Origin of the sequence: Streptosporangium sp. NPDC001559, from assembly GCF_042893955.1 — a bacterium.
Taxonomy (GTDB): Bacteria; Actinomycetota; Actinomycetes; order Streptosporangiales; family Streptosporangiaceae; genus Streptosporangium.
This window is the reverse complement of record NZ_JBIAVG010000008.1, coordinates 66,687-92,291: the sequence shown is the minus strand read 5'-3', so window position 1 is coordinate 92,291 and position 25,605 is coordinate 66,687. Positions and strand designations below refer to the sequence as shown.

23 protein-coding genes are annotated in these 25,605 nt (G+C 72.1%); 12 read left to right on the top strand and 11 right to left on the bottom strand.

What is annotated here, in order from left to right; translation table 11 throughout:
- Position 1 precedes the first annotated feature (1 nt).
- Both ACFYY8_RS19320 and ACFYY8_RS19315 read left to right on the top strand, forming a co-directional pair.
- Positions 2-211, top strand: a complete 210-nt coding sequence (locus ACFYY8_RS19320; protein WP_390042595.1) for an SHOCT domain-containing protein — start codon at positions 2-4, stop codon at positions 209-211.
- An 83-nt stretch (positions 212-294) separates the two neighbouring features.
- Positions 295-3,681, top strand: coding sequence for an NACHT domain-containing protein (locus ACFYY8_RS19315; protein ID WP_390042593.1), 3,387 nt, complete (start codon positions 295-297; stop codon positions 3,679-3,681).
- Here the strand turns inward: ACFYY8_RS19315 and ACFYY8_RS19310 are convergent.
- Both ACFYY8_RS19310 and ACFYY8_RS19305 read right to left on the bottom strand, forming a co-directional pair.
- Positions 3,678-4,715 (bottom strand): 1-acyl-sn-glycerol-3-phosphate acyltransferase, encoded by a 1,038-nt coding sequence (locus ACFYY8_RS19310; protein ID WP_390042591.1) that lies wholly within the window; start codon positions 4,713-4,715, stop codon positions 3,678-3,680. The genes ACFYY8_RS19315 and ACFYY8_RS19310 overlap by 4 nt on opposite strands.
- A 14-nt stretch (positions 4,716-4,729) precedes the next feature.
- The gene (locus ACFYY8_RS19305; RefSeq protein WP_390042589.1) at positions 4,730-5,560 is read right to left on the bottom strand and encodes a patatin-like phospholipase family protein; all 831 of its coding nucleotides are present in this window, start codon (positions 5,558-5,560) and stop codon (positions 4,730-4,732) included.
- A 108-nt stretch (positions 5,561-5,668) separates the two neighbouring features.
- On the opposite strand from ACFYY8_RS19305, the gene ACFYY8_RS19300 reads away from it, so the two are divergent.
- Positions 5,669-6,997 carry an FAD-dependent oxidoreductase gene (locus tag ACFYY8_RS19300; protein ID WP_390042587.1) on the top strand — a complete coding sequence of 443 codons (1,329 nt, stop codon included), beginning with the start codon at positions 5,669-5,671 and terminating at the stop codon, positions 6,995-6,997.
- 15 nt (positions 6,998-7,012) lie between these two features.
- On the opposite strand, the gene ACFYY8_RS19295 is transcribed toward ACFYY8_RS19300, so the two are convergent.
- Genes ACFYY8_RS19295 through ACFYY8_RS19265 form a run of 7 tightly spaced genes read right to left on the bottom strand, consistent with a single transcriptional unit; the run spans position 7,013 to position 14,470 of the window.
- A complete protein-coding gene (locus tag ACFYY8_RS19295) occupies positions 7,013-7,972 on the bottom strand; it encodes a quinone oxidoreductase family protein (protein ID WP_390042584.1) in 960 nt (319 codons plus the stop codon).
- A 57-nt stretch (positions 7,973-8,029) separates the two neighbouring features.
- Complete coding sequence (locus ACFYY8_RS19290; protein WP_390042581.1) at positions 8,030-9,775, bottom strand: serine/threonine-protein kinase; 1,746 nt, start codon at positions 9,773-9,775, stop codon at positions 8,030-8,032.
- Between the two features lie 40 nt (positions 9,776-9,815).
- Positions 9,816-10,514: an HAD family hydrolase gene (locus ACFYY8_RS19285; protein ID WP_390042579.1), complete on the bottom strand. Its 699-nt coding sequence runs from the start codon at positions 10,512-10,514 to the stop codon at positions 9,816-9,818.
- A complete protein-coding gene (locus ACFYY8_RS19280) occupies positions 10,504-11,547 on the bottom strand; it encodes an ABC transporter ATP-binding protein (RefSeq protein WP_390042577.1) in 1,044 nt (347 codons plus the stop codon). Before ACFYY8_RS19280 ends, ACFYY8_RS19285 begins: the two co-directional genes overlap by 11 nt.
- Positions 11,544-12,404: an ABC transporter permease gene (locus ACFYY8_RS19275; protein WP_390042575.1), complete on the bottom strand. Its 861-nt coding sequence runs from the start codon at positions 12,402-12,404 to the stop codon at positions 11,544-11,546. Before ACFYY8_RS19275 ends, ACFYY8_RS19280 begins: the two co-directional genes overlap by 4 nt.
- The gene (locus ACFYY8_RS19270; protein ID WP_390042573.1) at positions 12,392-13,279 is read right to left on the bottom strand and encodes an ABC transporter permease; all 888 of its coding nucleotides are present in this window, start codon (positions 13,277-13,279) and stop codon (positions 12,392-12,394) included. The genes ACFYY8_RS19275 and ACFYY8_RS19270 overlap by 13 nt, the downstream gene beginning before the upstream one ends.
- Before the next feature lie 3 nt (positions 13,280-13,282).
- Positions 13,283-14,470: an ABC transporter substrate-binding protein gene (locus ACFYY8_RS19265; protein ID WP_390042571.1), complete on the bottom strand. Its 1,188-nt coding sequence runs from the start codon at positions 14,468-14,470 to the stop codon at positions 13,283-13,285.
- A 232-nt stretch (positions 14,471-14,702) separates the two neighbouring features.
- On the opposite strand from ACFYY8_RS19265, the gene ACFYY8_RS19260 reads away from it, so the two are divergent.
- Both ACFYY8_RS19260 and ACFYY8_RS19255 read left to right on the top strand, forming a co-directional pair.
- Positions 14,703-15,497, top strand: coding sequence for a GntR family transcriptional regulator (locus ACFYY8_RS19260; RefSeq protein WP_390042569.1), 795 nt, complete (start codon positions 14,703-14,705; stop codon positions 15,495-15,497).
- Between the two features lie 68 nt (positions 15,498-15,565).
- Positions 15,566-15,832: a DUF6504 family protein gene (locus ACFYY8_RS19255; RefSeq protein WP_352010658.1), complete on the top strand. Its 267-nt coding sequence runs from the start codon at positions 15,566-15,568 to the stop codon at positions 15,830-15,832.
- Here the strand turns inward: ACFYY8_RS19255 and ACFYY8_RS19250 are convergent.
- Entirely contained in the window at positions 15,772-16,521 is a 750-nt protein-coding gene (locus tag ACFYY8_RS19250; RefSeq protein ID WP_390042567.1) for a DUF4328 domain-containing protein, read from the bottom strand. The two genes, ACFYY8_RS19255 and ACFYY8_RS19250, sit on opposite strands and share 61 nt — an antisense overlap.
- Positions 16,522-16,586: 65 nt before the next feature.
- Entirely contained in the window at positions 16,587-17,237 is a 651-nt protein-coding gene (locus ACFYY8_RS19245) for a response regulator (RefSeq protein ID WP_390042565.1), read from the bottom strand.
- A gap of 115 nt (positions 17,238-17,352) precedes the next feature.
- On the opposite strand from ACFYY8_RS19245, the gene ACFYY8_RS19240 reads away from it, so the two are divergent.
- The 7 genes from ACFYY8_RS19240 to ACFYY8_RS19210 all read left to right on the top strand — a co-directional run bounded on the left by ACFYY8_RS19240 (position 17,353) and on the right by ACFYY8_RS19210 (position 25,601).
- Positions 17,353-18,045 carry an ABC transporter ATP-binding protein gene (locus ACFYY8_RS19240; RefSeq protein WP_352010661.1) on the top strand — a complete coding sequence of 231 codons (693 nt, stop codon included), beginning with the start codon at positions 17,353-17,355 and terminating at the stop codon, positions 18,043-18,045.
- The gene (locus ACFYY8_RS19235; RefSeq protein ID WP_390042562.1) at positions 18,042-20,009 is read left to right on the top strand and encodes an FtsX-like permease family protein; all 1,968 of its coding nucleotides are present in this window, start codon (positions 18,042-18,044) and stop codon (positions 20,007-20,009) included. Before ACFYY8_RS19240 ends, ACFYY8_RS19235 begins: the two co-directional genes overlap by 4 nt.
- 265 nt (positions 20,010-20,274) lie before the next feature.
- On the top strand, positions 20,275-21,171 hold the full coding sequence (locus tag ACFYY8_RS19230; RefSeq protein ID WP_390042560.1) for an ABC transporter substrate-binding protein: 897 nt from the start codon (positions 20,275-20,277) through the stop codon (positions 21,169-21,171).
- Positions 21,172-21,292: 121 nt separating this feature from the next.
- The gene (locus ACFYY8_RS19225) at positions 21,293-22,768 is read left to right on the top strand and encodes a sulfatase (RefSeq protein WP_390042558.1); all 1,476 of its coding nucleotides are present in this window, start codon (positions 21,293-21,295) and stop codon (positions 22,766-22,768) included.
- A 63-nt stretch (positions 22,769-22,831) separates the two neighbouring features.
- Positions 22,832-23,563, top strand: a complete 732-nt coding sequence (locus tag ACFYY8_RS19220) for a (Fe-S)-binding protein (protein ID WP_390042556.1) — start codon at positions 22,832-22,834, stop codon at positions 23,561-23,563.
- Positions 23,564-23,598: 35 nt separating this feature from the next.
- Positions 23,599-24,984 (top strand): lactate utilization protein B, encoded by a 1,386-nt coding sequence (locus ACFYY8_RS19215; protein WP_390043089.1) that lies wholly within the window; start codon positions 23,599-23,601, stop codon positions 24,982-24,984.
- Positions 24,981-25,601, top strand: coding sequence for a lactate utilization protein C (locus tag ACFYY8_RS19210; protein ID WP_390042554.1), 621 nt, complete (start codon positions 24,981-24,983; stop codon positions 25,599-25,601). The genes ACFYY8_RS19215 and ACFYY8_RS19210 overlap by 4 nt, the downstream gene beginning before the upstream one ends.
- The last annotated feature ends 4 nt before the right edge of the window (positions 25,602-25,605 follow it).

The window sequence follows — 25,605 nt, the reverse complement described above, 5'->3', positions numbered from 1 at the left end:
GATGCTCCGGCTCGTACTGCCCCTGCTCGTCATCGCGGTGATCGTCCTGGTGATCGTCCGCCCAGGGCCGATCGTGCGCATGCTGCGGGGGAAGCCGCGGCCCGCGCTCGAAGAAGATCCTCGTGAGATCCTCAAGCGCCGTTACGCGGCGGGAGAGATCGACGAGGACGAGTACTTCCGTCGTATGTCGGGACTTTCCCAGGACTGGTAGCCCCGTAGTTATCCGGATTTTTCATTAACCGGCGTCTTTTTGGTTGATCATTGGAGGGGGATCGCCGCGCGCCGAGGAGCAGCATGTCCGGACTGGAAGCCGTCGTCGCCGCAGCGGGCAGGGCCGTCGCCGAACGCGCCCTGCGGGAGGGGCTGGCCGCCCGCGCCGCCAAGGCCGAACGCGACGCCGACCTGTCCGAGCTGATCCGGGCCGGATTCCCCGACCGGTTCGTACGGCGCAGCCTGGAACGCCAGCTCGCCGCCATCGCGGACGGCGTCGAACGGCGGATCGCGGTCCTCGCCGAGCAGGAGTACGGCGGCCTCACCGAGAACGACAGGGCAGCCGTGCTGCACGAGGTCGTCGCCGCCCTCGAATCGGCCGACCTGTCGGACAAGGCCCTCATGGCCGCCGACATGGACCCCGTCAAGCTCGCCAGGGACCTCAGAAAGGGCCTCGGAAAGAGCCTCGGCGACCCCATGCGTCAGCTCGGTGAGACCGGGGCCAGGCTGTACGACGTGCTGCTCGACGAGTGCCTCGACTGCCTGCTCAGGATCGTCAGGCAGCTGCCGCAGTATCTCCCCAGGGCCGCCACCGAGACCCTGAGCCGCCTGTCCGCCGTCGAGGAGCGGATCGCCGTCCTCGGTCAGCAGGTCGCCTCAGGGCTGGCCAGGCTGCCCGCCCGCTCGCTCGACGCGCCGACCGGCACCCAGGACGACGCGGAGTTCGAACGTCGCTATCTCGAACACCTCAGCACCACCCTCGACGAGGTCGAGCTGTTCGGCGTCCGGGTGGAGAACTACCGCCCCCGCGCCACGCTGAGCGTCGCCTACATCAGCCTCAACGTCTCGCCGGAGGACCGTTCGCGCGAGCGCGTCCCCGAGCGGATGCGCTTCGCCGACCTGACCGACCTGCCCGGTGCGGGCGGTGGGTACGAGGCGGCGACCCTGCGGGTGGAGAGCGCCCTCGGCCGCTCCCGGCGGGTGCTGCTGCGGGGCGACGCGGGCTCGGGCAAGAGCACGCTGCTGCGCTGGCTGTCGGTGACCGCCGCGCGGAGCGGCTACTCCGGGGACCTGGCCCACTGGAGGGGCCGCATCCCGCTCTTCGTCAAGCTCCGCAGCCACCCCTCGGGCAGGCTGCCAGGCCCCGAGGGCCTTCTCGCCGACGTCGCGGCGCCGCTCGCGGGCCGGATGCCGGAGGGCTGGGCGCACCGGGTGCTCGACGCCGGACGCGCCCTGCTGCTCGTGGACGGGGTGGACGAGCTGGCCGTACGGCACCGGCCCGCGGTCAGGCAGTGGCTCGGCGGGCTGCTGGCCGCCTACCCGGGGACCGTGACCGTGGTGACCTCCCGGCCCGCGGCGGCCGACGCGCGCTGGCTGGCCGAGGAGGGCTTCTCCCCGGTCCTGCTGGAGCCCATGACCCCCGCCGACCTGCGCGAACTGGTACGGCAGTGGCACGTCGCGATGCGGGGCTCCCGGAGCCTGCCGTGCGCGCCGGAGCGGCTCGACGAGTACGAGGGCGCGTTGCTGGCCAGGTTCGAGAGCAGCCCGCACCTGCGGGCGCTGGCCTCGACGCCGTTGCTCGCGGCGATGCTGTGCGCGCTCAACCTGGACCGGGGCAAGCAGCTGCCGCGCAACCGGATGGGCCTGTACGAGGCCGCCCTGGAACTGCTGCTCGAACGCCGGGACGCAGAACGCGGCATCGCCGTCGAGATCGCCCTCGAACCCGAGCAGAAGGTCCGCATTCTCCAGGATCTGGCCTGGCGGCTCACGATGCTGGGCCGCTCCGAGCTCTCCTCGGCCACGGCGCTCAAACGGGTCGAGGAGCGCATCGGGACCATGCCCAGGGTCGAGGCGCACGCGCGGGCCGTGCTCGACCATCTGCTGCAGCGCAGCGGGGTGATCAGGGAGCCGGTTCCCGGGCGGATCGACTTCGTGCACCGGACGGTCCAGGAGTATCTCGCGGCCAAGCAGGCGGCCGACGACGCCGACGTCGAACCGCTGGTCGAGCGGGCCCACCTGGACCAGTGGCGCGAGACGGTGGTGATGGCCGCCGGGCACGCCAACGCCCCGGTACGGCGGGAGTTGCTCGGCGGCCTGCTCGACCGGATCGACGGGCGGGACAAACACGCGCGCAGGTTGCGGCTGCTGGTCGCCGGCTGCCTGGAGACGATCCAGGAGCTCCCGCGTGACCTGGAGGAGCGGGTCGAGACGTGCCTGGCCGAGGTGATCCCGCCCAGGAACGCGGCCGAGGCGAGGGTGCTCGCGCTCGCGGGGGAGGAGATCCTGCGCCGCCTGCCCGACGACCTGGGCGGCCTGTCGCAGGCGAGGGCGGCGGCGACGGTGCGGACCTGCTGGCTGATCAACGGCTCACGGGCTATGCGCAGGCTCGCCGGGTACGGCGGCGACCCTCGGGAGAAGGTCCAGCGGGAACTCGTCGCCGGATGGGACTACTTCGACCCCGACCGCTACGCCGCCGAGGTCCTCGCGGACGCGCCACTGCTCGATGAAAGGCTGGAGGTCGACAACCCGCGTCTGCTGGGCAGCCTCCACCGTCTGGAGCGGCTGCGCAACCTCCATGTGTCCTGTCCCGTTTCCGGTGGGCTGGACTTCCTGCGCGGCCTGCCGAGGTTACGCGGGCTGACCGTGTACTCCATGGACTCCATGGACGAGGCCGACCTCGGCGCCGTGGGGACTCTCACAGGCCTGGAGTGGCTGTCGATCGACGTGGAGTCGTCACTTCCCGCCGACCTGGAGCCCCTCACCCGGCTGTCCGCGCTGGAGGATCTGATCCTGCAGGGCCGTGGCTTCACCGGAGATCTCGCCTTCCTCGACCGGATGCCCCGTCTCGACATATTGACCCTCGCGGGTCTGGCGCTGATCGACGACTTCGGTCCGGTCGCCAGGCAGACCGAACTGAGGAGCCTGCACCTCCATCAGGTTCCCCACCTGAAGGATCTGAGATTCCTCGCGGATCTTCCGCGGCTGGGGAGCTTCGTTCTCTCCGGCGGCGACATCGTCGGCGGGCTACGCGTCCTGGCCGATCGCTGTCCGCGGCTTCGCTCGCTGAGCCTGTGGGACACCACCGTCGACGACCTGGACGCGCTCGACGCCTTCGACGACCTCTTCCTGCTGCGTCTCGGGACGTGCCCGGTGAGGGACCTGTCACCCTTGGCTCGTCAGCGCGGCCTCGAAAGCCTGACCCTCTACGAGACCCCGGCCTCCGACCTCGGTCCGCTGGCCGAGCTGTCGAAACTTGAGTTCCTCTCCCTTGAGAGATCCTCCCAGGTGACGGATCTGTCGCCGCTCGCTTCTCTGACCGAGCTGCGGTCGGTCTGTGTGCGAGGCATGACATCCGATCTCGATCTGGCCCCGCTGGCCGGGAAGCCGGGGCTTCGCGTGATCGCCGACCCGACCCAGAAGTTCCGCAACGTCCACCTGCTGCACCGCAGCGCGAAGATCGAGAGATCCTAACCCTCGGCCCCGGCGACCGGTGCCGAGCGGTGTTCGGTGATCCAGGCGTCTATCCTGTCCCACTGGTCGAACAGCCAGGTGATCCGTTCCTCCCGGCCTGTGGGCACGTCCTCCGCCCGCACCCGCCACCACCCCGCCCTGACCTCGGCGCGCACCGGCAACCTGCGCCAGACGTCGCCGAGGGTGACCAGGTCGTCCAGGCCGGTGTGGGCCACGAAGACCACGTCGGCGGACGGGCAGGCCTCGATGGCGGCCAGGGCCCCGTTGGGGCGGGGCGGCAGCAGGTGTTCGAGGCGTCGGGCGCGGGCGGCCTCCTCACGCAGCCCCCGGTCCTCCAGGCGCAGGATCGCCCGTCCCCGGCGTTTCGGGGTGAAGTTGCCCCCCTCGGGGAAGATCACCAGGGCGTCGTCGGCCTCCATGTCCGAGGCCAGGCGGCGGATCTCGGTGACGACGCCGCCCGTCTCCACGTCGGGCGGGACGAAGGCGTTCGGCAGCCGGTTGACCACGACGTCCAGGGACGGGTCGAGCTGCAGCGCCGCCTTCATCACGATCCTGGGGCGCCTGCCGTACCGGGTGAGCAGGTGGTGGACGAGCAGGACGGAGTCGCCGGGGCCCGCGTGGCGGGACAGGACGATCACCGGACGGGTCAGGCGGCGGGACAGCTCGTCGGGGGTCGCCTGCGGCTCGTCGATCTCGACACTCAGCCCGAAGATCCGTACGGCGGCACCGTACACGCTGGACAGCAGCCATCTGACCAGGGCGTAGTGCCGTTCCTCACGTTCGTCGTGACTCAGCCTGCCGCCCAGGTCGATGATCCACAGCCACAGGCAGGCGATCAGCGCCATGGACTCCAGCGTCAGCCACGCCACCGCGAACCAGACGAGCCGGGTGCCGCGCCGCTGCGGGGGCGGCAGGCGCAGTGAGGCCGCGGTGACCACCAGCAGCCAGACGGGAAGGGTGACCACCGCGGCCACGGTGAGCACGATGACGAGGGGGGCGAGGACCAACCGGCGGATGATGCGCGGAGGAAGCACGGCCACCTCCCCTTCTATCGGGCCAGCTCGGCGAGGTAGCGGGAGGAGGCCTCGTAGGCCCGCCGGATGTATCCGGAGATCTGCGAGGAGTCCCGGTAGCGCAGCTGGGAGAGGTCGACGCCCGGCCTGTTCTCTGAGCCCGAGGGCATGACGTGCACCTCGACCCCTCCGGGCAGGGCGGCCATCTCCTCGGCGAAGCGGTGCCTGCGGGCGATCTCGAAGGCGATCAGGCCGACCTCCCAGGGGCGGCGCGGGACGGTCAGCGGCCGTTCGATCCGGCCGACGTGCAGGACGTAGACGCGGCGGGCACCCAGGGCGACCGCCCGCCCGACCGGGATGCTGTGCACCAGGCCGCCGTCGAGGAAGTGGTCGTCGCCGACCCGGATCGGCGGCAGCAGCCCGGGCACCGCGCACGAGGCCAGGACCGCCTCGACCAGCGGCCCCTCGGTGAACCAGTGGGCGCGGGCGTGCTCGACGGAGGCGGCGACGCACTGGAACGGCACCGCCAGCTCCTCGATGCGGGACACGGGCAGCGTCCGGGTCAGCAGCTCGCGCAGCGGCTCCGGGGAGTGCAGGTGGGTGCCGCTCTTGGCCAGCGTGGACAGGCGGGTGACCCACGATCCGGCGAAGGCCGTACGGACGACCTCGGAGCGCCACAGGGAGGTGAGGTGCCTGACCGCGTCACCGGGGTGGGCCGCGAGCACCACGCCGTTCAGCGCTCCGACGGAGGTGCCGACGACCACGTCCGGTTTGACGCCCGCCTCGTCGAGCGCGCGCAGCATGCCCACCTCGTGGGCCCCGAGCACGCCTCCGCCGCCGAGCACGAAAGCGGTGTCCACGTCCATGGCTTCACGATAGACGGCTTCGTCCCGGCTGTTTCCTGACGTCAAGTCTCGATCTTCGGTGATCTTTCCGGCAGATTCGAACCATTGGCGCGGCAACGGGAGGCGACGATGATTCGTAGGGCGGGGAAGCACGCGGTCGTGCTGGGGGCGGGGATGGGCGGGCTGCTCGTCGCGCGGGGGCTGGCCGACTTCTACGACCGGGTGACGCTCGTCGAGCGGGACGACCTGTCGGGGGAGGGGCAGGACGGGCCGCGCAGGGGTGTGCCGCAGGGCTTCCACGCCCACGCCCTGCTGCCCAGGGGGTTACGGATCATCGAGGAACTTCTCCCCGGCATCACGGAGGAGATGGTCGCCGCCGGGGCGGTGTCGTACGAGATGATCGTGCAGTTACAGATGATCATGGGGGGCCACGAGTTCGCGCGGACGCCGACCGGGGAGCGGGGCATCTCGGCGACCAGGCCCTTCCTCGAACGGCACGTGCTGGACAGGGTACGGGCGTTGCCGACGGTGACGGTACGTGACCGCAGCCAGGTCACCGGCCTCATGACGGACGCCTCCTCCGGGACGGCACGGGTCGCCGGGGTGCGGATCGCCGCCGCCGGGCGGGCCGGTGACGACGAGGAACTGCCCGCCGACCTCGTCGTGGACGTCATGGGCAGAGGAGGGCGGACGCTCTCCTGGCTGGAGACGATGGGGTTCGAGCGGCCCGCCGAGGAGGTCGTCAAGGTCGAGGTGTCCTACGCGACGTGGTACCTGCGCCTTCCCGAAGGGTCGATGAAGGACAGGCTGGTCCTCGTCGGCACCTACCCGGGTCAGCCGAAGGGGGTGGCGCTGTGCCAGGTCGAGGGGGACCGCTGGCTGGCGACGCTCGGCGGCAACGCGGGGGCGCCCGCGCCCGTGAACCCCGCCGACTTCTTCGCCTGGGTCGATGAGGTCGTCCCCGCCGAGGTGGCCGCGGCGGTGCGCGCCGCCGAACCGCTCGGCGAGATCGGGGTGGCCAGGATTCCGGCCAGCGTACGGCGCCACTACGAGCGGCTGGCGCGCTTCCCTGAGGGGCTGCTGGTCGCCGGGGACGCGTTGTGCAACTTCAACCCGATCTACGGGCAGGGGATGTCGGTGGCCGCGCTTGAGGTGGCGGCGATGCGCGAGTGCCTGCGCGAGGGCACCGAGGGCCTGGCCCGCCGTTACTTCACCGCGGCGGCCAAGGCCCTCGACCCCGCCTGGCAGCTGTCGACGGGCGCCGACCTGGCCGCGCGCGGGACGGGGCCGTCCATGACCCCGCAGGCCAGGTTCATGGACGCCTACGTCCGCAGGCTGCAGCGGGCCGCCTCACACGACGCCGAGGCCGCGGTCGCCTTCACCCGGGTGACCGGCCTGCTCGACCCCCCGTCCGCCCTCATGCGCCCGTCCGTCATGTGGCGGGTCCTGCGGGGCTGAACCCTCGCGGAGCCCTTACGGGAGAAGAAGGAGCTTGCCGGTGGTGCGGCGGGCCTCCAGGTCCCTGTGGGCCTGGGCGGCCTCGGACAGGGGGTAGCGGGCGGAGATGTGGACCCTGAGGTCGCCGGAGGCCACCCAGCCGAAGATGTTCGAGGCCCGCCAGGCCAGCTCGTCGCGGGTGGCGACGTAGGGGCCGAGACTGGGGCGGGTCAGGAACAGGGAGCCGCCCCTGGCCAGGACCTGCGGGTCGACGGGCGGGACCGGGCCGCTGGCCTGGCCGTACAGGGCCATCATGCCGCGCGGGCGCAGCGAGGCGACGCTGTCGTCGAAGGTGGCCGCGCCGACGCCGTCGTAGACGACGTGCACGCCGGAACCGGTCAGGTCGCGCACCGCCTCGGCGAAGCCGTCGTAGCGCAGCACCTCGTCCGCGCCCGCCTGGCGGGCCAGCGTCTCCTTCTCCTCGGTCGAGACCGTGCCGATCACCCGGGCGCCGCGCAGTTTCGCGATCTGGACGAGCAACAGGCCGACGCCCCCGGCCGCCGCGTGCACCAGCACGTCGTCGCCGGGCTTCACCTCGTAGGTGGAGTGGGTCAGATAGTGGGCGGTCAGTCCCTGCAGGGTCACCGCCGCAGCCTGCTCGGCGTCGATCCCCTCGGGCACGGTCAGCAGTTGCGAGGCGGGCACCACCGCGCGGGCGGCGTAGCTGCCCATCACCCCGGCCCAGGCCACGGTGTCACCGACGGACAGACCGGTCACGTCCTCACCGACGGCGGCCACGGTGCCCGCGCCCTCGTTGCCGGGGACGAAGGGCAGCGAGAGCGGGTAGCGCCCGATCCGGTGGTAGACGTCGATGAAGTTCACCCCGCTGGCGGCGACGTCGACCAGCACCTCACCGGGGTTCGGCTCCGGGTCCGGGTGGTCGGTGTAGGCGAGGACCTCGGGACCGCCGGTCGCGGAGACGACTATGGCACGCATCGTGCTGGCTCCTTCGCTCGTTGGATGGTTCGATCAACGTCCCCAACCCCGCGGGGGTCACTCGCTGTTCCCGCCGGAGGGCGTGGGGGAGTCGTCCTCGCGCGGGACGCCGCGCATGGTGAAGTTGTCGAAGGACGCCCTGAGTGTCGCGCTGCTCTTCTCCCCGACCCGGGCGAGCACGCCGACCTGGCCGCTGGGCAGCGGGTTGGCGTCGAGGACGGTCCCGACCTGCTCGCCGTCCACCCACATGGTCAGTCGCACGCCGTCCGGTCCGCCCGCGCACTCGGCCTGGACGCGCACCGGGCCCTTCTCCGGCAGGTCGACCGGGACGGCCTTGATCAGCTCGCCGCCGCCGCTCTTGACGGCCTTGCGGATGCGGGCCGTGCCGAGGGTGTCGACCAGGAACTCGTAGCGGGTCGCCTCGTAGCTCTCCTCGCCGCGGCAGAACAGGCCGTACTCGCCGGGCCCCTCGGTTCCGGGGCGGGTCCCGGCGTCGACGCCCAGCAGGAACCGGTCGGGGATGACCGGGGTCGGGCTGGCCAGGAGGTTGGGGACCACGGGCGGGGCGGTCAGGAAGCCGATCGGCGCCTTCTGCCGTCCCACCGGGTAGCCGCCGTCCACGTCCACGGCGTAGAAGCCGTCGGGGGAGTAGCCGTACCGGTCGGCCGTGCCGTCGTAGACGCCGCCGCTCCAGCCGTTGCCGCTCTGGGTGAAGTCCTCCTGGTAGAGCAGGGGGAGGTTCTCCGGCGGCCCGCCCGAGGCCAGGCTGAGGAACAGCCCGGCTCCCGCGACCACCACGGCCAGGGCGGAGACCGCCCCGATCACGACCGTCCTCGTGGTACGGCGTCGCCGCGGAGCGGGCGTGCCCGGCAGGACCGTCGTCCCGAGCGGCTCCTGCCCGGCCCACACGGCCGTCCCGCCCGCCTCGACGAAGTCGGGCACCGCGGGGCCGCGCTGCCAGGCGGCCTGGACCGAGTCCGCGGCCTGCTCGTGCGGGGCAGAGCGGCCGACCAGGTGGTCGAGGATCTGCTGGGAGGTCGGCCTGCGCAGGGGGTCCTTGGCGATGGCGTGGGTCACCAGCTCGCGCAGCGATCCCTCAAGGCCGTCGAGGGAGGGTTCGGTGTTGAGCACCTGGTAGAGCACCGACGGCAGGCTCTCCCCGCCGAAGGGCGCCTTGCCGCTGGCGGCGAAGGCGACCAGGCAGCCCCAGGAGAAGACGTCGCACGCCGCGGACAGCGGTTCGCCGCGCAGCGCCTCGGGGGCCATGTAGCGGGGGGTGCCGAGGATCTCGCCGGTCCCGGTGATCCCGCCGAGCGTGTCGAGCGCGCGGGCGATGCCGAAGTCGATCACCCGGGGGCCCACCGGGGAGAGCAGCACGTTGGAGGGCTTGAGGTCGCGGTGCACCACCCCGGCGGAGTGGATGGCGGCCAGCGCGGTCGCCACGCCGACCGCGAGCGAGTCGAGGCTGGAGCCGCGCAACGGCCCGCCGTTCTGTACGGCCTCCTCCAGGTTGGGGCCGGGGACGTACTCGGTGACGACGTAGAGCTGGTCGCCGTCGAGCGCGGTCTCGATCACGGCGGCCGTGCAGAACCTGCGTACCCGCTGGGCGGCGTCGGCCTCGCGGCGGAAGCGCATCCTGAACTGGTCGTGGCGGCTGTACTCGGGGTTGATGACCTTGATGGCGACTCGCTGCCCGTCGGGTGCCTCACCGAGGTAGACGGTGCCCATTCCCCCTCTGCCGAGCCGGCCGACCACCCTGTACTGCCCTATTTGGAAGGAATCACCCGCATCCAGATCGTCCACCGCCACACCTAACCACCGCATCCGCCATTGCACGAACGGCTCAGCCTATCGAGATCTCACCCGCCACCAGCCTCCGCAGCAGCGTGACGTCGATCTTTTCCAGGCTGTTCACGGAGAGCACGCCGTACGGCACGGCGCGCGCCCCTACGGCGCCCCCCGAGACGGCCGCCCCTGAGACGGCGACCGCCCTGCACCCCGCGGCCAGGGCGGAGGCCAGACCGACGGGGCTGTCCTCGACGGCCACGCACACGGCGGGGTCGACGCCGAGACCGGCGGCGGCCAGCAGGTAGGGGTCGGGCGCGGGCTTGCCACGCGGGGCGTCCTCCGCGGCGACCACCAGGCGGAAGCGCTCCGCCCCGACCGTACGGAGCACCGGCTCGACGATCCGCCGGGAGGAGGCGGTGACCAGGGCGGTCGGCACCCCGGCCGAGGCCAGGCCGTCCAGCAGCGCGAGCGCGCCGGGCAGCGGGGTCACCCCGAGGGCGATCAGGCGGGCGAACCCCCCGGTGAGCCGCTCGCTGATCCACCCGAGGGGAACGCCGGGACGTTGGAGGTGGGCGGCGGTGTGCTCGGCGGGGCGGCCGTGCACGTGTTCGGGGTCGACCTCGCCGGGCAGCAGGCCGAGTTCGGCGGCGACCTCCGCGCACGCCCGCCGCCACAGCCCCTCGGTGTCCACGACGGTGCCGTCCATGTCGAACAGGACGGCGCCCAGTTCAGGGGGCGGCGGTTCAGGGAGCATCGGCGCGGCCCGCGACGAGGACGGGCCGCCGTACGAGACCGACGCCGACCCTGGTGCCGGGCGCCAGCCGCGCCGTGTCGTGGCCGGGCACGTCGCTGAGCACCTCCAGGTCGCCGAGCCGTACCCGCAGCCTGGCAGAGGAACCGCGGAACGAGGAGGCGACGACGAGTCCCTCCCCCTCGGGGTCGGGGGACAGGAGCACGGCCTCGGGGCGGGCCAGCACGTCCACCTCGGGCGCGGCGGGCAGCGGGCCCTCCACGGGCAGCGTCAGGCCGAGGACCGTGACCTCCCTGCCGGAGAGGCGGCCCGGCAGGTGGTTCATCGTGCCGACGAACTCGGCCACGAACGGCGTGGCGGGCCGGTCGTAGACCTCGGCGGGCGGGGCACACTGTTCGAGCCGTCCCTCCCGCATCACCGCGACCCGGTCGGCGACCGAGAGCGCCTCCTCCTGGTCGTGGGTGACGAAGACGGTGGTGATGCCCAGGTCGAGCTGCAGCCGCCGTATCTCCTCCCGCAGGGTGAGGCGCACCTTGGCGTCGAGCGCGGACAGCGGTTCGTCCAGCAGGAGCACCCGGGGCTCGGGAGCCAGCGCCCTGGCCAGGGCGACGCGCTGCTGCTGGCCGCCGGACAGTTCGTGCGGGTAGCGCTCGCCGTGCGTGGGAAGCCCGACCAGTTCGAGCAGTTCTGCCGCCCTGGCGTGCCGTTTCGCGGCGGGCACCTTGCGGACCCGCAGGCCGAAGGCCACGTTGTCGCGGACGTTCAGGTTGGGGAACAGGCTGTAGGACTGGAAGACCATGCCCGTGTCCCTGCGGTTGGCCGGCCTGCGGGTGACGTCCTCGCCGTCGACGATCACGGCGCCCTCGTCGGGGTGCTCGAAGCCCGCGACACAGCGCAGCGCCGTGGTCTTGCCGCAGCCGGACGGCCCGAGCAGCGCCATCAGCTCACCGGGCCGGACGGTCAGGTCGAGGCCGTCCAGGGCGACCGTACGGCCGAACACCCGCCGCAGCCCGCGGAACTCGACACCGGCGGTCACGACGACCTCCTTCGTTTGACGCCCGCGCCGGACAGGGCGAGCGAGAGCAACCAGATGATCAACAGGCTCAGCAGCGAGACGGCGACGGACAACTGCCCCTCGGAGCCCGCGATCGTCACGATCCAGACGGGGAAGGTCCGGTAGCCGAGCAGCGCGGCGACGGTGTACTCGCCGAGCACCAGCGCCAGGGTGAGGAACGCGGCGCCGGTGATGGCCGAACGCAGGTTGGGGACGATCACCCGCAGCAGCACGTACGGCCACGAGGCCCCCAGGCCACGGGCCGCCTCGACGAGGGTGCGCACGTCGATCGCCCGCAGCCCCGCGTCCAGCGACCGGTAGGCGAACGGCAGCGCCAGCACCACGTAGGCCAGCACCAGCACCACGGGGAACCGCTCGTCCTGGATCGCCATCAGCGTCCCCCAGAACGGCGTCGCGGCCAGCGCGTCCGGCCCGAACCGCAGCACCGTGCCGATCCCGGAGACGAACGTGATCGGCGGCACCACCAGCGGAAGCGTGCAGACCACCTCGAGCACCGCCCGAAGCCGGGGCGCGCCGAGCCGTACGGCCAGCATCGCGGGCAGGGCGAGCCCGAGCGTGATCACGATCGTCGCCACGGCCAGGCCGAGCGACAGCAGCATGCTGGTCCCGAAGCCCTCGGCGGACACGATCCTCGGGTAGGGGGCCAGGGAGAACCCCTGACGCTCGTTGTAGGCGGTGAACCAGAACGAGGTGGCCAGTGGGAGCAGGAAGTAGACCGCCGCGAGTCCCAGCGCCAGGCCGCGCCACAGGCGGACCCGCCGCCTCCCGGCGGGGGCGAGGCTCCGGGGGACCTCAAGGACGGGGGTCACCGCAGCCATCGGCTGCTCCTCCTCTGCAGCGGCAGGTGCACCGCCATGACCAGGCCCGCCACGACGACCATGTCGAGGCTGAGCGCGAGCGCGACGTTCTCGTGCCCGACGAGCACGTCGCCGGTGAGGGCGTCGGCGATCTGCAGGGTCACCAGGGGGACCGTGCTGCCGGTGATCGCCGCCGCGGTCGCGTAGGCGGCGAACGCGCCGCCGAACAGCAGCACGAAACCGCCGAGCAGCGAGGGGGCGAGCACCGGGACGCCGACGTGCCGCCAGTACTGCCAGGCGCTGGCCCCGCTGCTGTCGGCCGCCTCCCGCCACTGCGGCCTCAGGCCCTCAAGGGCGGGCGCCATGACCAGCACCATCAACGGCACGGAGAAGTACATGTAGACCAGGACCAGGCCCCAGAAGCCGTACAGGCTCCAGCCCGACTCGCCAAGCCCGAAGGCCGTGGTGACCACTCCGGAGTTGCCCAGGGTCGCCACCCACAGGAACGCCAGCGGCACCCCGCCGAAGTTGGCCAGCACCCCCGAGGCGGACAGCACCGCCCCGCGCAGCGCCGCCGAGGAGGAGGTGACCACCGCCTGGGCGAGGAGGGCGCCCAGGAGCGCGCCGAGCGCCGCGACCACCGCCGACAGGCGCACGCTGCCCAGCAGGGTCGTGAGGTAGTTGCCCCGCAGGCTCTCGGCCAGGTTGGCGGTGCCGAGGAAGGTCCGGCCGCTCGCCGGGTCGGTGACGGTGAAGGCGCCGAACAGCAGCGCCACCGCGGGAATCCCGAACGCGAACGCCATGAAGGCCAGCAGGGGCACGGCGGCGGGCCAGGCGCGCCCGGTACGGCGTCTCGCGGAGGCCGTACCGGGAGGAGACATGGTTTCGGCCGTCATGGGTCAGCCGCTGACTGCGGCGCCCCAACCGGTGGCCAGGACTTCCTTCGCCTTGGCGACCTGGGCGTCGGTCGGGAAGGTCGGCTCGCCCTCGACGGGAGGCAGGTTGGCCTCGGCCGCCTTGTCCACCGAGCCGTCGGCCTGCATCGCGGGCAGCAGCACCGGGCGGGCGAAGCCGCCGAGGTAGAGGTTCTGGCCCTCGGTGCTGTAGAGGAACTCCTGCCACAGGCGGGCGGCGGCCGGGTGCGGGGCGTCCTTGTTGATGGCCTGCGCGTAGAGCTGGAAGTACTTGCCGTCGGAGGGGATGACGGTCTTCCAGTCGAGGCCCTTGTCGACGAGCTTGGGGGCGTAGGCGGCGTTGTTGTAGTCCCAGTCGACGCTGATCTGGGTCTCGCCCTTCTCGATGGTCGCGGGGGTGGTCTCGACGGGGTTGAAGTTGCCCGCGGCCTTGAGCTTCTTGAAGAAGTCCAGGCCCGGCTGGATGTCGTCGAAGGAACCGCCGTTGGCCAGGGCCGCCGCGTAGACACCCGCGAACGCCGAACCCGACTTGGTGGGGTTGCCGTTCACCGCGACCTTGCCCTTGTACTCGGGCTTGAGCAGGTCGGCGAAGGACTCGGGGCACTTGGTGATCTTCTTGGCGTCACAGCCGATCGAGACGTAGCCGCCGTAGTCGTTGAACCACAGGCCGGTCGGCTCCTTCTGGTTGTCCGGGATCTTGTCCCACGTCTGCACCTTGTAGGGCGCGAACAGGCCCTCGGCGGCGCCGCTGATGGCGAAGGACTGGCCGAGGTCGAGCACGTCGGGGGCGCGGTCCTGGCCCTTGCGGGTCTTCACCGCGTTGATCTCGTCGGCGCTGGCGGCGTCCGGGGTCTCGCTCTCGATCTCGATGCCGTACTTGGCGGTGAACGCCTCGATGATCTTGCCGTAGTTGGCCCAGTCGGGGGGTAGTGCGATGACGTGCAGCTTGCCCTCCTTCTTGGCGGCCTCGACGAGCTTGTCCAGCCCGCCGAGGTCGGCCGCCGAGGTGGCGGTGGCCGCCGCGCCCGCCGCCGGGGCCTGTCCCGCGGCGCCGGAGGCCGCGTCCGAGGAGGACGCGGCGGGGGACGCGGTCGTCGGGGCCGCGCCGCACGCCGTGACGCCCGCGGCGAGGAGGGCGGCCAGGCCCGCGAGGCGGACGCGAGATGAGATCACGTTCTCTCCCAGAGGGGATGTCGTGCACTAAGCACAGAAATTCACGAACTTGTCCAAACAAGCTAGCCTTGGCGGGTCGGCTCCCGGTTGCCCCTCGATGAACGCTCGAAGTACGTCAGGGGAACGCATGAGCTGTGGCTTCATGAGTCATTCACCCTTGTCTAGGGTGAGGAAGGCGAAGCACCCGATGCGCCCGATGCGCGCAGCGCGGGCACGAGGAATGGACGGGGCCTTGGTTGACACGGGAAACGGGGCGGAGCCGGGCGGCCGGGCCGCGGCGCGCTACGTGGGGATCGCCGCCGAGCTGAGAGAGGCGATCATGTGCGGCGAGTACGCCGTGGGCTCCCAGCTCCCCTCGGAGACGACGCTCGCCACCCGCTTCGACGTCTCACGCGGCACCGTCCGCCAGGCCGTCGCCCTGCTCGCGGCCGAGGGCCTGGTCGGCTCCCGGCAGGGGGCCAGGCGCATCGTGGTCGGCCGCGAGCGCAGCCAGAGCTTCGCCGAGCTGAACAGCTTCGCGCAGTGGGCGCAGGCGATGGGCTACCGGGTCAGCGGCCAGGTGCTCGAGCAGCGCCGCCGGGGCGCGGACGCGACCGAGGCCGTACGGCTGGCGCTCCAGCCGGGTGACCAGGTGCTCTCCGTGCTGCGGTTGCGTTCCCTCGAAGGCGAGCCGGTGATGCTCGAACGCACCGTCTACGCGGGCTGGATCGCCCCGGCCGTCGAACGGATCCCCCCGGACTGCGAGTCGATCACCCAGGCCCTCTACGAGGACGTCGGCCTGGTCTTCGCCTACGGGGAGCACCTCATCGACGCGGTCTCCGCCGGCGTCGAGGACTCCCGCCTCCTGGTCGTACGGCGCGGCAGCCCGCTGCTGCGTCAGCGCCGGGTCACCACGACCCACGAGGGCCGTCCCGTGGAGTGGTCCGACGACCGCTACCGCGCGGGCAGCGTGACCTTCAGCATCCGCAACTCGGTTGACGCCAACCCACTGGTGAGACAGATGGGGGACTTGCGCCTCATGTCATAGGAACGTATGTTCGACGGACCAGGCCCGTCTTCCCCCGGGCGCGGACGCGAACCGCGGGGAGATGTGCCGTGAGCAGACTCTACGGTGATCCGATCGAGGTCTGGACCCGTGACGGCCAGCCGGTCCAGTTCGTCTGGCGTGACCGGCTCTACGCCGTGCGCCAGGTGCTCGACCGGTGGGTGGTCGCACGCGAGTGGTGGAAGACCTCGGAGGGCGACCCTGGAGAGCGCCGTTTCTGGCGGGTCGAGGCCGACCCCGGAGACGGGCGGGGCACCTACGAACTGCGCTTCGACACCGCGGGCGAGGGCTGGCTGCTGATGCGGGCCTGGGACTGACGCCGCCCGCAGGCCGCCACGTGGAACGGCCCCGCCTGCGCGGCCAGGGTGAGGGTGTGCGCCGAGGCCCGTGCGCCCGCGGCCTGGACCACGGTGACCTGCCGCACCGTCGCCGCGCACAGCAGCGCGCCGAGCGCGACGACCGCCAGGTCGGCGAGGCCGAGGCCGGTGAGGTCGGAGTCCCCGTGCGGGGCGCCGAAGGGCAGCCGGATCACGGCGACGGCGAGCGTGGCCAGCCAGCTCAGCCACCAGGCGGTCAGCAGCGCGACCCAGCGCGGGCGCCGGTCGACGGGAGGGCGGGAGGCCCGCCACAGACGGTGGACCAGCAGCGGAGGCAGGACCAGGTTGACCCCGGGAACGAGCCAGGCGGCCAGCACGGGCAGGGCGGGCGTCCAGGAGAGGGCGGCGTTCTGCCTGGCCTGGACCAGCCAGGTCAGATACGCCGCGGCGCCCGCGACCGCGGCGCCCGCGACCAGCATGACCAGGACGGCGAAGAGGGTCACCGCGCCGACGACGGCCTGCGCGCCGGGGGCGTGCGGGTCACCGCCGAGCGCCGATATCTCCCGGGCGAGCCGCCTGCCCCGCACGTGTTCGAAGACCACCAGGGCGGCGACCGTGAGCACCTGGGCGGCGAGGGTCACGTGGACGACGAGGGCCGATCTCCTGGGCACCGGCGGGACGAAGCGCATGTGTCTCTCCCCCGGGACGCGCTGAAGGACCTGCCCTTCTTGTATCCCGTCGGCCGCCTGGCTAATCAGGCCACAACGCCAGATTCCCAGGCCCAGGCCGCGACCTCCACCCGGTTGCGCGCGCCGAGTTTCGCCTGGATGCTCCCCAGGTGCGTCTTGACCGTCGAGAGCGAGACGAACAGCTCCGCGGCGATCTCCTGGTTGGTCCTTCCCCGGGCCACCAGGCGGACGACGTCGAACTCGCGTTCGGTGAGCGGCTCGCTCGGCGGCCTGCCGCCGCCGTGGCGGGGACGCGCCAGGTGTTCGAGCAGCCGTACGGTCACCGAGGGCGAGACGAGGGCGTCCCCGGCCGCGGCGGCCCTGATCGCCTCGATGAGCAGGGTGGGCCCGCTGTCCTTGAGCAGGAATCCGGTCGCTCCGGCGCGCAGTGCGCCGTATACGTACTCGTCCAGGTCGAAGGTGGTGACGATGACCACCCGCATCGGGTCCCTGGCCCCGGGCCCGGCCAGCAGCCTGGTGGCCTCAAGGCCGTCCAGCTTCGGCATCCGAATGTCCAGCAGGCACACGTCGGGCCGGAGCCTGCGCGCGTGCTCGACCGCCTCGGCGCCGTTCGCGGCGGTCGCCACGACCTCCATGTCCGGCTGGGCGTCCAAGATCATCTGGAAGCCGGTCCGCACGAGTTCCTGGTCGTCGGCGATGAGTACCCGAATCGTCACGCGATCGATTCTGCCAGCCCAACGCCGATGTCGGCCTTTCGGCTGATAAGGGAGTCCGGTTGTGGGGCCGGTCGGCCGATCCGCCGTACGGCCCTCCCGGGAGAAGGTCTTGGCCATGAGTGTTGTTCTTGAGGGAATCGGCCTGGTCAAGCGGTTCGGCCCGACCGTGGCGCTGGGCGGGGTCGGCCTCGCCCTGGCCGGTGGGGAGGCGCTGGCCATCATGGGGCCGAGCGGGTCGGGGAAGTCGACCCTGCTGCACTGTCTCGCCGGGATCATGAAGCCGGACGCGGGTGAGGTCAGGCTGCTCGGTGAGCGCATCGACGCGCTGGGGGAGCGCCGCCGCAGCGAGCTGCGCCGTACCCGCTTCGGGTTCGTCTTCCAGTTCGGGCAGCTCCTGCCCGAACTGCCCGCGGAGGAGAACGTCGCGCTGCCGCTGATGCTCGGTGGCGTGTCCAGAGGCGACGCCGTACGGCGGGCCCGCGAGTGGTTCGGCCCGCTCGGCCTGGGCGGGATGGAGGGGCGCAGGCCGGGCGAGCTGTCGGGGGGCCAGGCCCAGCGGGTCGCCATCGCCCGCGCGCTGGTCACCGGGCCCGCGGTGATCTTCGCCGACGAGCCGACCGGCGCCCTCGACCAGGGCACCGGACACGACACGATGAGCCTGCTGGTCGAGGCGACCAAACACAACGGCGCCTCCCTGGTCGTCGTCACCCACGACCTCCAGGTGGCCCGCTGGTGCGACCGCGTCGTCGAGGTCCGCGACGGGCAGGTCATCCCCGGCTCCACCCAGGCGATCGGGGTCGGGGGATGAACGGGGTCGTCGGACTCGCCTGGCGGTTGCTGCGCGGCGGCGGGCGCAGAGGATTGCTCGGCTCCGCGCTGACCGTGGTCGCGGTGGCCGTGTCCACCGGGCTGCTGCTGTTCGCCGTGACCGCCAACCTCGCCTTCCAGGGCAGGGCGGACCGCGGGGCGTGGCGCAACCCGGTCGAGGCCACCCGGGACGCCGTCGCGATCCAGGCCGTGCACCTGGACCACGTGGAGAACCGGCCGATCACCGTCGTCGACGTGGCGGCCCTCGAACCGGGCGCGCCCGCGCCCCCGGGCCTCGACCGCTTCCCCGCGCCCGGCGAGGTGTGGCTCTCCCCGGCGCTGGCCGACCTGGTGAAGCGGCTGCCCGCGGACCGGCTCGCCGGACGGTTCACAGGAAAGGGCGGCGGCAGGATCGGCGACGCGGCCCTGGTCCATCCGGACGAGCTGGTCGCCGTCCGGGGGCAGGCCCCCGGCTCCCCGGTCATGACCGCGGGACCCGCCGTCGACGGGCACGACGACATCGCCCCCACGAGGATCTCCGGCTTCACCGGCACCAGGACGGACAACGCGATCGGCTACCAGATCCTGGCGCTGATCGCGAGCGTGCTGATGGTCGTGCCGCTGCTGGTCTTCGGCGGGGCGGCGGCCAGGCTCACCGTGGCCCGCAGGGACCAGCGCCTGGCCGCGCTTCGGCTGGTCGGGGCCACTCCGGGGCAGGTCGTCACGATGACCGTCGCCGAGGCGATGATCACGGCGTTCGCCGGGGCGGTGCTCGGCGCCGTGCTCTACTTCCTGATGACCCCGCTGCTCACCAGGATCTCGATAGACGGAGGCCCCTGGTTCGTCTCCGACACCTGGCCGGGGGTGCTCCCCGTGCTCGCGGTGCTGGTCGTGGTGCCGTTGCTCGTCGGCCTGTCCGCCGTCGTCGGCCTGCGCCGGGTCGTGGTCAGCCCGCTCGGCGTCGCCAAGAGGGAGACGCCGCCCGCGATGCGCTTCGTCCGGGTCCTGGCGCTGCTGGCCGTCCTGGCCGTGGTGCCCACCCTCGGGATGGGGGCGAGCGTCGGCGTGGTCACGGTCGTCCTGAGCCTGGCCTTCCTGGCGGTCAACCTGGTCGGTCCGTGGGTGGTCGGCCTGCTGGGCAGGATCGTCGCGGCCTCGGCCAGACGCCCCGCGGGTCTTCTCGCCGGGCGCCGCATGATCGACGACCCCAGGGCCGCCTGGCGGACCGTGAGCGGCGTCGCGCTGACCGGGTTCGTGGCCGGGTTCATCGGCCTGCTCACGCCGGGGACCGGGCTGCTGGGTCACGCCGACGCGGCGAACCTGCGCCTGTCCGTGCCGCCCGCCAAGGCGGCCGAACTCTCGGCGACGGCACGGGAACGGCTGTCGGCCTCGGGGGTGCGGGCCACGGTCACCGTCAAGGCGGGGGGAGGCGGGGGCGGACGCGGCAAGGTGTTGGTCGCGGCGCTCGGCACCTCCGACGTCGCCGTCACGGACCGGGCGCGCACAGCCCTGGACGGCCTGGTGCCGGGCCGGAGCGCGACCACCGCGGCCGACGACGACCGCTCCGGCTTCCGCGTCCTGGACGACATCCGCACCGGCACGGTCACCGTGCTCGCCGTGTCGTTCCTGGTGGCCATCGCCAGCGCGGGCATCACCGCGGCCTCTTCGATCCTGGACCGCAGGCAGACCTACGCGCTGCTGCACCTGGCGGGCACCCCGATGAAGGTGCTCGACGCGGCCCGCCGTACCGAGACGCTCCTGCCGCTGGCCGTCATGGGAGGCGGGGCGATCGCGGTCGGCATGTTCTGCGCGCTGCCGTTCGCGCTGTCCACGATGAACGTCTCCGGCCTGGTCACGCTGCTCGTCTGCGTCGGGCTCGGCTTCGCGGGGGTCGCCGCGGCCGGGGCGGCGAGCGCGCCGCTGCTGCGTTCGGTCACGGCCAACCCGGCGCCCAGACCCGACTAGCTATTCCTATCCAACCGGTAGGGAAAGTTGTAAATATGCCGACGGGTCGTTACGGTAGGACCCACGGAGACCCCGGCAGGTGAAGGTGCCGCGGCGGGCGCTGGCCTTCCCGCCGGGATCTCTCCGAAGACGGGGGCGGCGCCTCACGGCCACGGGCGCCGCCCGCGGGACGGAGCCGGCGGTTCGCCTCGTCCGCCGGCTCCGGTTCGGCCCCTCCGGAAAAGACCGCTCGGGGCCCTCCGGGAAAAGACCAAGGAGCGATTCGATGGCGATCCGTGTCGGGGTGCACGTCGACAATCCCTCGCTGTTCTTCCTGTCCCACCTCGATCACCTGCTCGAAGGCATTGAGATCCACCGTTACTCCGACGCGGGCAGGACCGGGGAACTGCTGGCCGACGGGGTCATCGACCTGGGCGGGACCGGCTCGACGCTGCCGCTCGCCGCCCAGGCGGCGCACCTGTCCGTCGCCTACGTGGCCGCCTCCGCGCCGCGCCACGGCCACGGCGCCCTGCTGGTCGCGAAGAACGGGCCGGTCATGACCGTGCCCGACCTGCGGGACCAGCCGGTCTCGCTGCGTGTTGGCTCCTGGCAGACCCATTTCCTGGCCAAGGTGCTCGCCGACGCCGGGCTGTCCTACCAGGACATCGAACCCAGGCCCGCCGCCTCGGAGGCCAGACTCTGGCTGCGTGACGGGGTGGTGGCCGGCTGGGTCGCCGAGGGCGCCGACCTGGTCGAGGCCGAACGCGCGGGGCACTTCATCAGGCTCTCCGGCACCGCCGGGGTCGTCGCGGACCGCTCGGTCCTGTTCACCCGCAGGAGTCTGGCCGAGTCGGCGCCGCAGGAGCTGGCCGCGGCCGTCTCGGCGCTGCGCGAGGCGGACAGGTGGGCGGCGGAGCACCCCGTCGAGGCCGCCAAACTGGTCGTCGAGGCCGTCGGCGGGTCCGTCGACTCCTGGACGACCGCGCTCAGACGGCTCCCCTGGCGGCTCGAACCGGTGGGCGAGACGTTCGTCGCCGAGCAGCAGGACGCCGCCGACGTGCTCTACGACGCCGGGTTCCTGACCGGCCGCGTCGACGTGCGGGCGGCGGTCGTGCCCGTCCTCGACCAGGCCGTGGCCGCGCGGCTTGAGGAGCCCCGGCGGGTCCAGGGCGTCGCGGCCTGACCGCCGATCTCCGGCCGCGGCGCGCCCGCCGTGGCCGGGACGTCTCCCCCCGGAAGCAGAGCTCGTTCCGTACCGGTGCCCCTTCGGTGAGGTGTCGGGATTCGGCCTTCTGGGAAGCGTGATGTGTGTGCTTAATGCTGTCCGCAAGCTCATGTGCCTGGTCCTGCTGTCCGGTCTCGGAGCCTCGGGACTCGGTCCCGCGGTGGCGCGGACGGTCGCCCGGCCCAACATCGTGTTCATCCTCGTCGACGACCAGGAGGCGGGGGACCTGCAGAAGTTCCCGAACATCTGGAACGAGCTCGTCCGGGGCGGCACCTCCTTCGAGCACTTCTTCGTCTCCAACTCCTGGTGCTGCCCCTCCCGGTCGTCGATCCTGCGCTCCCAGTACGTGCACAGCCACGGGGTGCTGACCAACACGGCCCCCGAGGGCGGCTTCACCAAGTTCCACGACTCCGATCTGGAACGTTCCACGATCGGCACCTGGATGAAGGCGGCGGGCTACCGCACCGGCCTGATGGGCAAATATCTCAACCACTATCCCGGCGGCGCCGCCGAACCCACCTACGTGCCGCCGGGCTGGGACGAGTGGGACGTGCCGGTGCGCAAGCTCTACAACGAGTACGGCTACACACTCAACGAGAACGGCACGCTCAGGCCGTACGGCTCCGCGGACGCCGACTACCTGCCCGATGTGCTCTCCCAGAAGGCCAACGCCTTCGTCTCGCAGGTGGGGGAGGGGCCGTTCTTCCTCTACCTCGCCCCCATCGCGCCGCACAACCCGTCCAACTTCGCCGCCAGGCACCGCGACGCCTTCGCCGGGGCGACCGCCCCCCGGACCCCGTCCTTCGACCAGGAGGACGTCAGCGCCGAACCGCACTGGCTGAGCTCGCGCGAGCGGTTCGGCGACAGGACGATCGCGGGCATCGACGAACGCTACCGCCGCAGGCTCAGGGCCATGCTCGGCGTGGACGACCTCGTCGGCTCCCTGGTCGAGGCCCTGCGCGTCGCCGGGAAGCTGGACGACACCTACCTCTTCTTCGCCTCGGACAACGGCTTCCATCTGGGGCAGCACCGGCTGGCCCAGGGCAAGACGACCCCCTTCGACGAGTCGATCAGGGTGCCGCTGGTGGTCAGGGGGCCCGGCGTCAGGGCGGGCGGCTCCGTCGGCGCGATGGCCGCCAACGTCGACCTCGCCCCGACCTTCGCCCAGCTCGGAGGCGCGACACCGGCGCCCTTCGCCGAGGGCCGCTCGCTGCTGCCGCTGCTGCGCGGCCAGACCCCGGCCCCGTGGCGGCAGAACGTCCTGCTGGAGTTCTATCGGCCGACGAACAGCGGTTCGGCCCGCCAGACCCCGGTCCCCGCCTACCAGGGCATGCGTACGGCCCGTTACACCTTCGTGCGCTACTCGACCGGCGAGTACCAGCTCTACGACGACGGCAGGGACCCCTACCAGCTCTACAACCTCGCCGCCCGGGTCCCTCCCTCGGTGATCACGGACTTCAACCGGCAGCTCGACGCCCTGGCCTCATGCTCGGGAGCCACCTGCCGTACGGCCGATTCCGTCGAACCGCCCTCCCTCACTCCCGGTCATTCGTAACGAAAAGTGGGCGGATCGGGCATCATGGCGGTTGATCGCGACCTTTACCGGAAGGAGCGCGCCTTGCGCGTCGCCCTCTTCGTCACCTGTGTGAACGACACGCTGTTTCCCGGGACCGGCCGGGCCACGGTGACGCTGCTGCGCCGCCTCGGCTGCGACGTCGTCTTCCCCATGGGGCAGACCTGCTGCGGCCAGATGCACCTCAACACCGGATACCCCGAGGAGGGCGGACGTCTGGCGCGGCACTTCACCGACGTCTTCGCCGAATACGACGCGGTCGTCGTGCCCTCCGGGTCATGCGCGGCGATGATCCGCGAGCAGTACGCGAGACTCGCCCCCGCCACCACGGCCTTCGCCGAACGGGTCGCGGAGACGGTGCCGAAGGTCCACGAGCTCTCGGAGTTCCTGGTGGACGTCCTCGGGGTCACCGACGTCGGCGCCTACTTCCCGCACCGGGTGACCTACCACCCGACCTGCCACTCGCTGCGCGGCCTGCGCCTCGGCGACCGTCCGGTACGGCTGCTCGAACAGGTCAGAGGCCTCGAACTGGTCCCGCTGCCCGCCGCGGACGAGTGCTGCGGCTTCGGCGGCACCTTCGCGGTGAAGAACCCCGCCGTCTCCGCCGCCATGTGCGCCGACAAGGCCCGCAACGTCACCGCGACCGGCGCCGAGGTGCTCTGCGCCGCCGACAACTCCTGCCTGATGCACATCGGCGGCACCCTCGGCCGCCAGCGCACCGGCGTCAGGACCATGCACCTGGCCGAGATCCTCGCCTCGACGGAGGCCGCCCGGTGACGAGGCCGACGAAGGGGCCGGTGACGTTCCTCGGCATGCCGGCCTTCCCGGTGAACGCGGCGGCGGCCGTAGGGGACTCCCAGCTCAGGTTCAACCTGCGCAAGGCCACGCACACGATCCGCGAGAAGCGGGCCTCCGTGGTCGACGAGCTTCCCGACTGGGCGCGGCTCAGGCAGGCGGGCAAGCAGATCAAGGACCACACGCTTCGGAACCTGGAGCGCTACCTCCTCCAGCTTGAGGAGGCGGTCACCGCCGCCGGCGGCCACGTCCACTGGGCGGCCGACGCGCGGGAGGCCAACCGCATCGTCACCTGGCTCGTCAAGGAGACCGGGGAGACCGACGTGGTGAAGGTCAAGTCGATGGCCACCCAGGAGATCGGGCTCAACGAGGCCCTCGCCGAGGCCGGGATCACCGCCTACGAGACCGACCTGGCCGAGCTGATCGTGCAGCTCGGTGACGACCTGCCCTCGCACATCCTGGTGCCCGCGATCCACCGCAGCCGCGCGGAGATCCGCGAGATCTTCCTGGAGAGGATGGCCGCCTGGGGACGCCCCGCCCCCGAGGAGCTCACCGACGACCCGCGCGCCCTGGCCGAGGCCGCCCGCCGCCACCTGCGCGAGCGCTTCCTGTCGACCAGGGTCGCGATCTCGGGCGCCAACTTCATGATCGCCGAGACCGGGACACTCGTCGTGCTCGAATCCGAGGGCAACGGCCGGATGTGCCTGACCCTTCCAGAGACGCTGATCAGCGTGGTCGGCATCGAGAAGCTGCTGCCGACCTGGCAGGACCTTGAGGTCTTCATGCAGCTGCTGCCCAGGAGCTCGACCGGCGAGCGGATGAACCCCTACACCTCGACCTGGACGGGCGCGACCGAGGGCCAGGAGTTCCACCTGGTCCTGCTCGACAACGGCCGCACCCGGGTCCTGGCCGACGAGGTCGGCAGGCAGGCACTGCGCTGCATCCGCTGCTCGGCCTGCCTGAACGTCTGCCCCGTCTACGAACGCTCGGGCGGGCACGCCTACGGCTCCGTCTACCCGGGTCCCATCGGGGCGATCCTCACCCCGCAGCTCCGCGGCATGTCCTCACCCCTGGACGCCTCGCTGCCCTACGCCTCGACGCTCTGCGGCGCCTGTTTCGACGTCTGCCCGGTCGCGATCGACATCCCCGAGGTCCTGGTCAGCCTGCGCGGCAGGGCTCCGCACCCGCGCGCGGAACGGTTCGGCATGCGAGCGGCCGGCTGGGTCCTCGACCGCCCGGAACGGATGGCACGCGCCGAGCGCATGGCCGGACGGCTGCGCCGTTTCGTCCCCCGGCGAATGCCCGGCCCGCTGTCGGCGTGGACCGACACCCGAGACCTGCCCGAGATCCCCGCCGAGTCCTTCCGCGACTGGTGGCTGCGCACCGACGGAGGAAGCCGGTGAACGACAGGGAACTGATCCTGGCCAGAATTCGCGCGGCCGTCACCCCGGGAGGCCCCGGAGAGCCCGGGGAGATCATCCGTGACTACCTGACCTCCGCCGGGCCACATGACGAGACCGGGCTGATCGAGCTGCTGGCCGAACGCGTCGCCGACTACCGGGCCGTCGTGCACGTGACCGGCGAGGACGAGGCGGCCGCGACGATCGCCTCCGCGCTGGCCGTACAGGGCCTGACGAGGCCGGTCGTCCCCGGTGGCCTGCCCGCGGAATGGGTGCCCGAGGGGGCCGTCCCGGACGACCCTGAGCTGTCGGCCGCGGAGCTCGAAGCCGCGGGAGGCGTGGTCACCGGCTGCGCCGTGGCGATCGCCGAGACCGGGACGATCGTGCTGGACGCAGGACCGGGTCAGGGCAGGCGGGCGCTGACCCTGCTGCCCGACTACCACCTGTGCGTGGTGCGGGCCGGGCAGATCGTCGCCGGGGTGCCGCAGGCGCTGGCCGTACTCGACCCCTCCCGCCCGCTGACCTGGATCAGCGGGCCCTCCGCGACCAGCGACATCGAGCTGAACCGCGTCGAGGGCGTGCACGGACCGCGCACCCTTGAGGTGGTGATCGTCCGCTGATCGC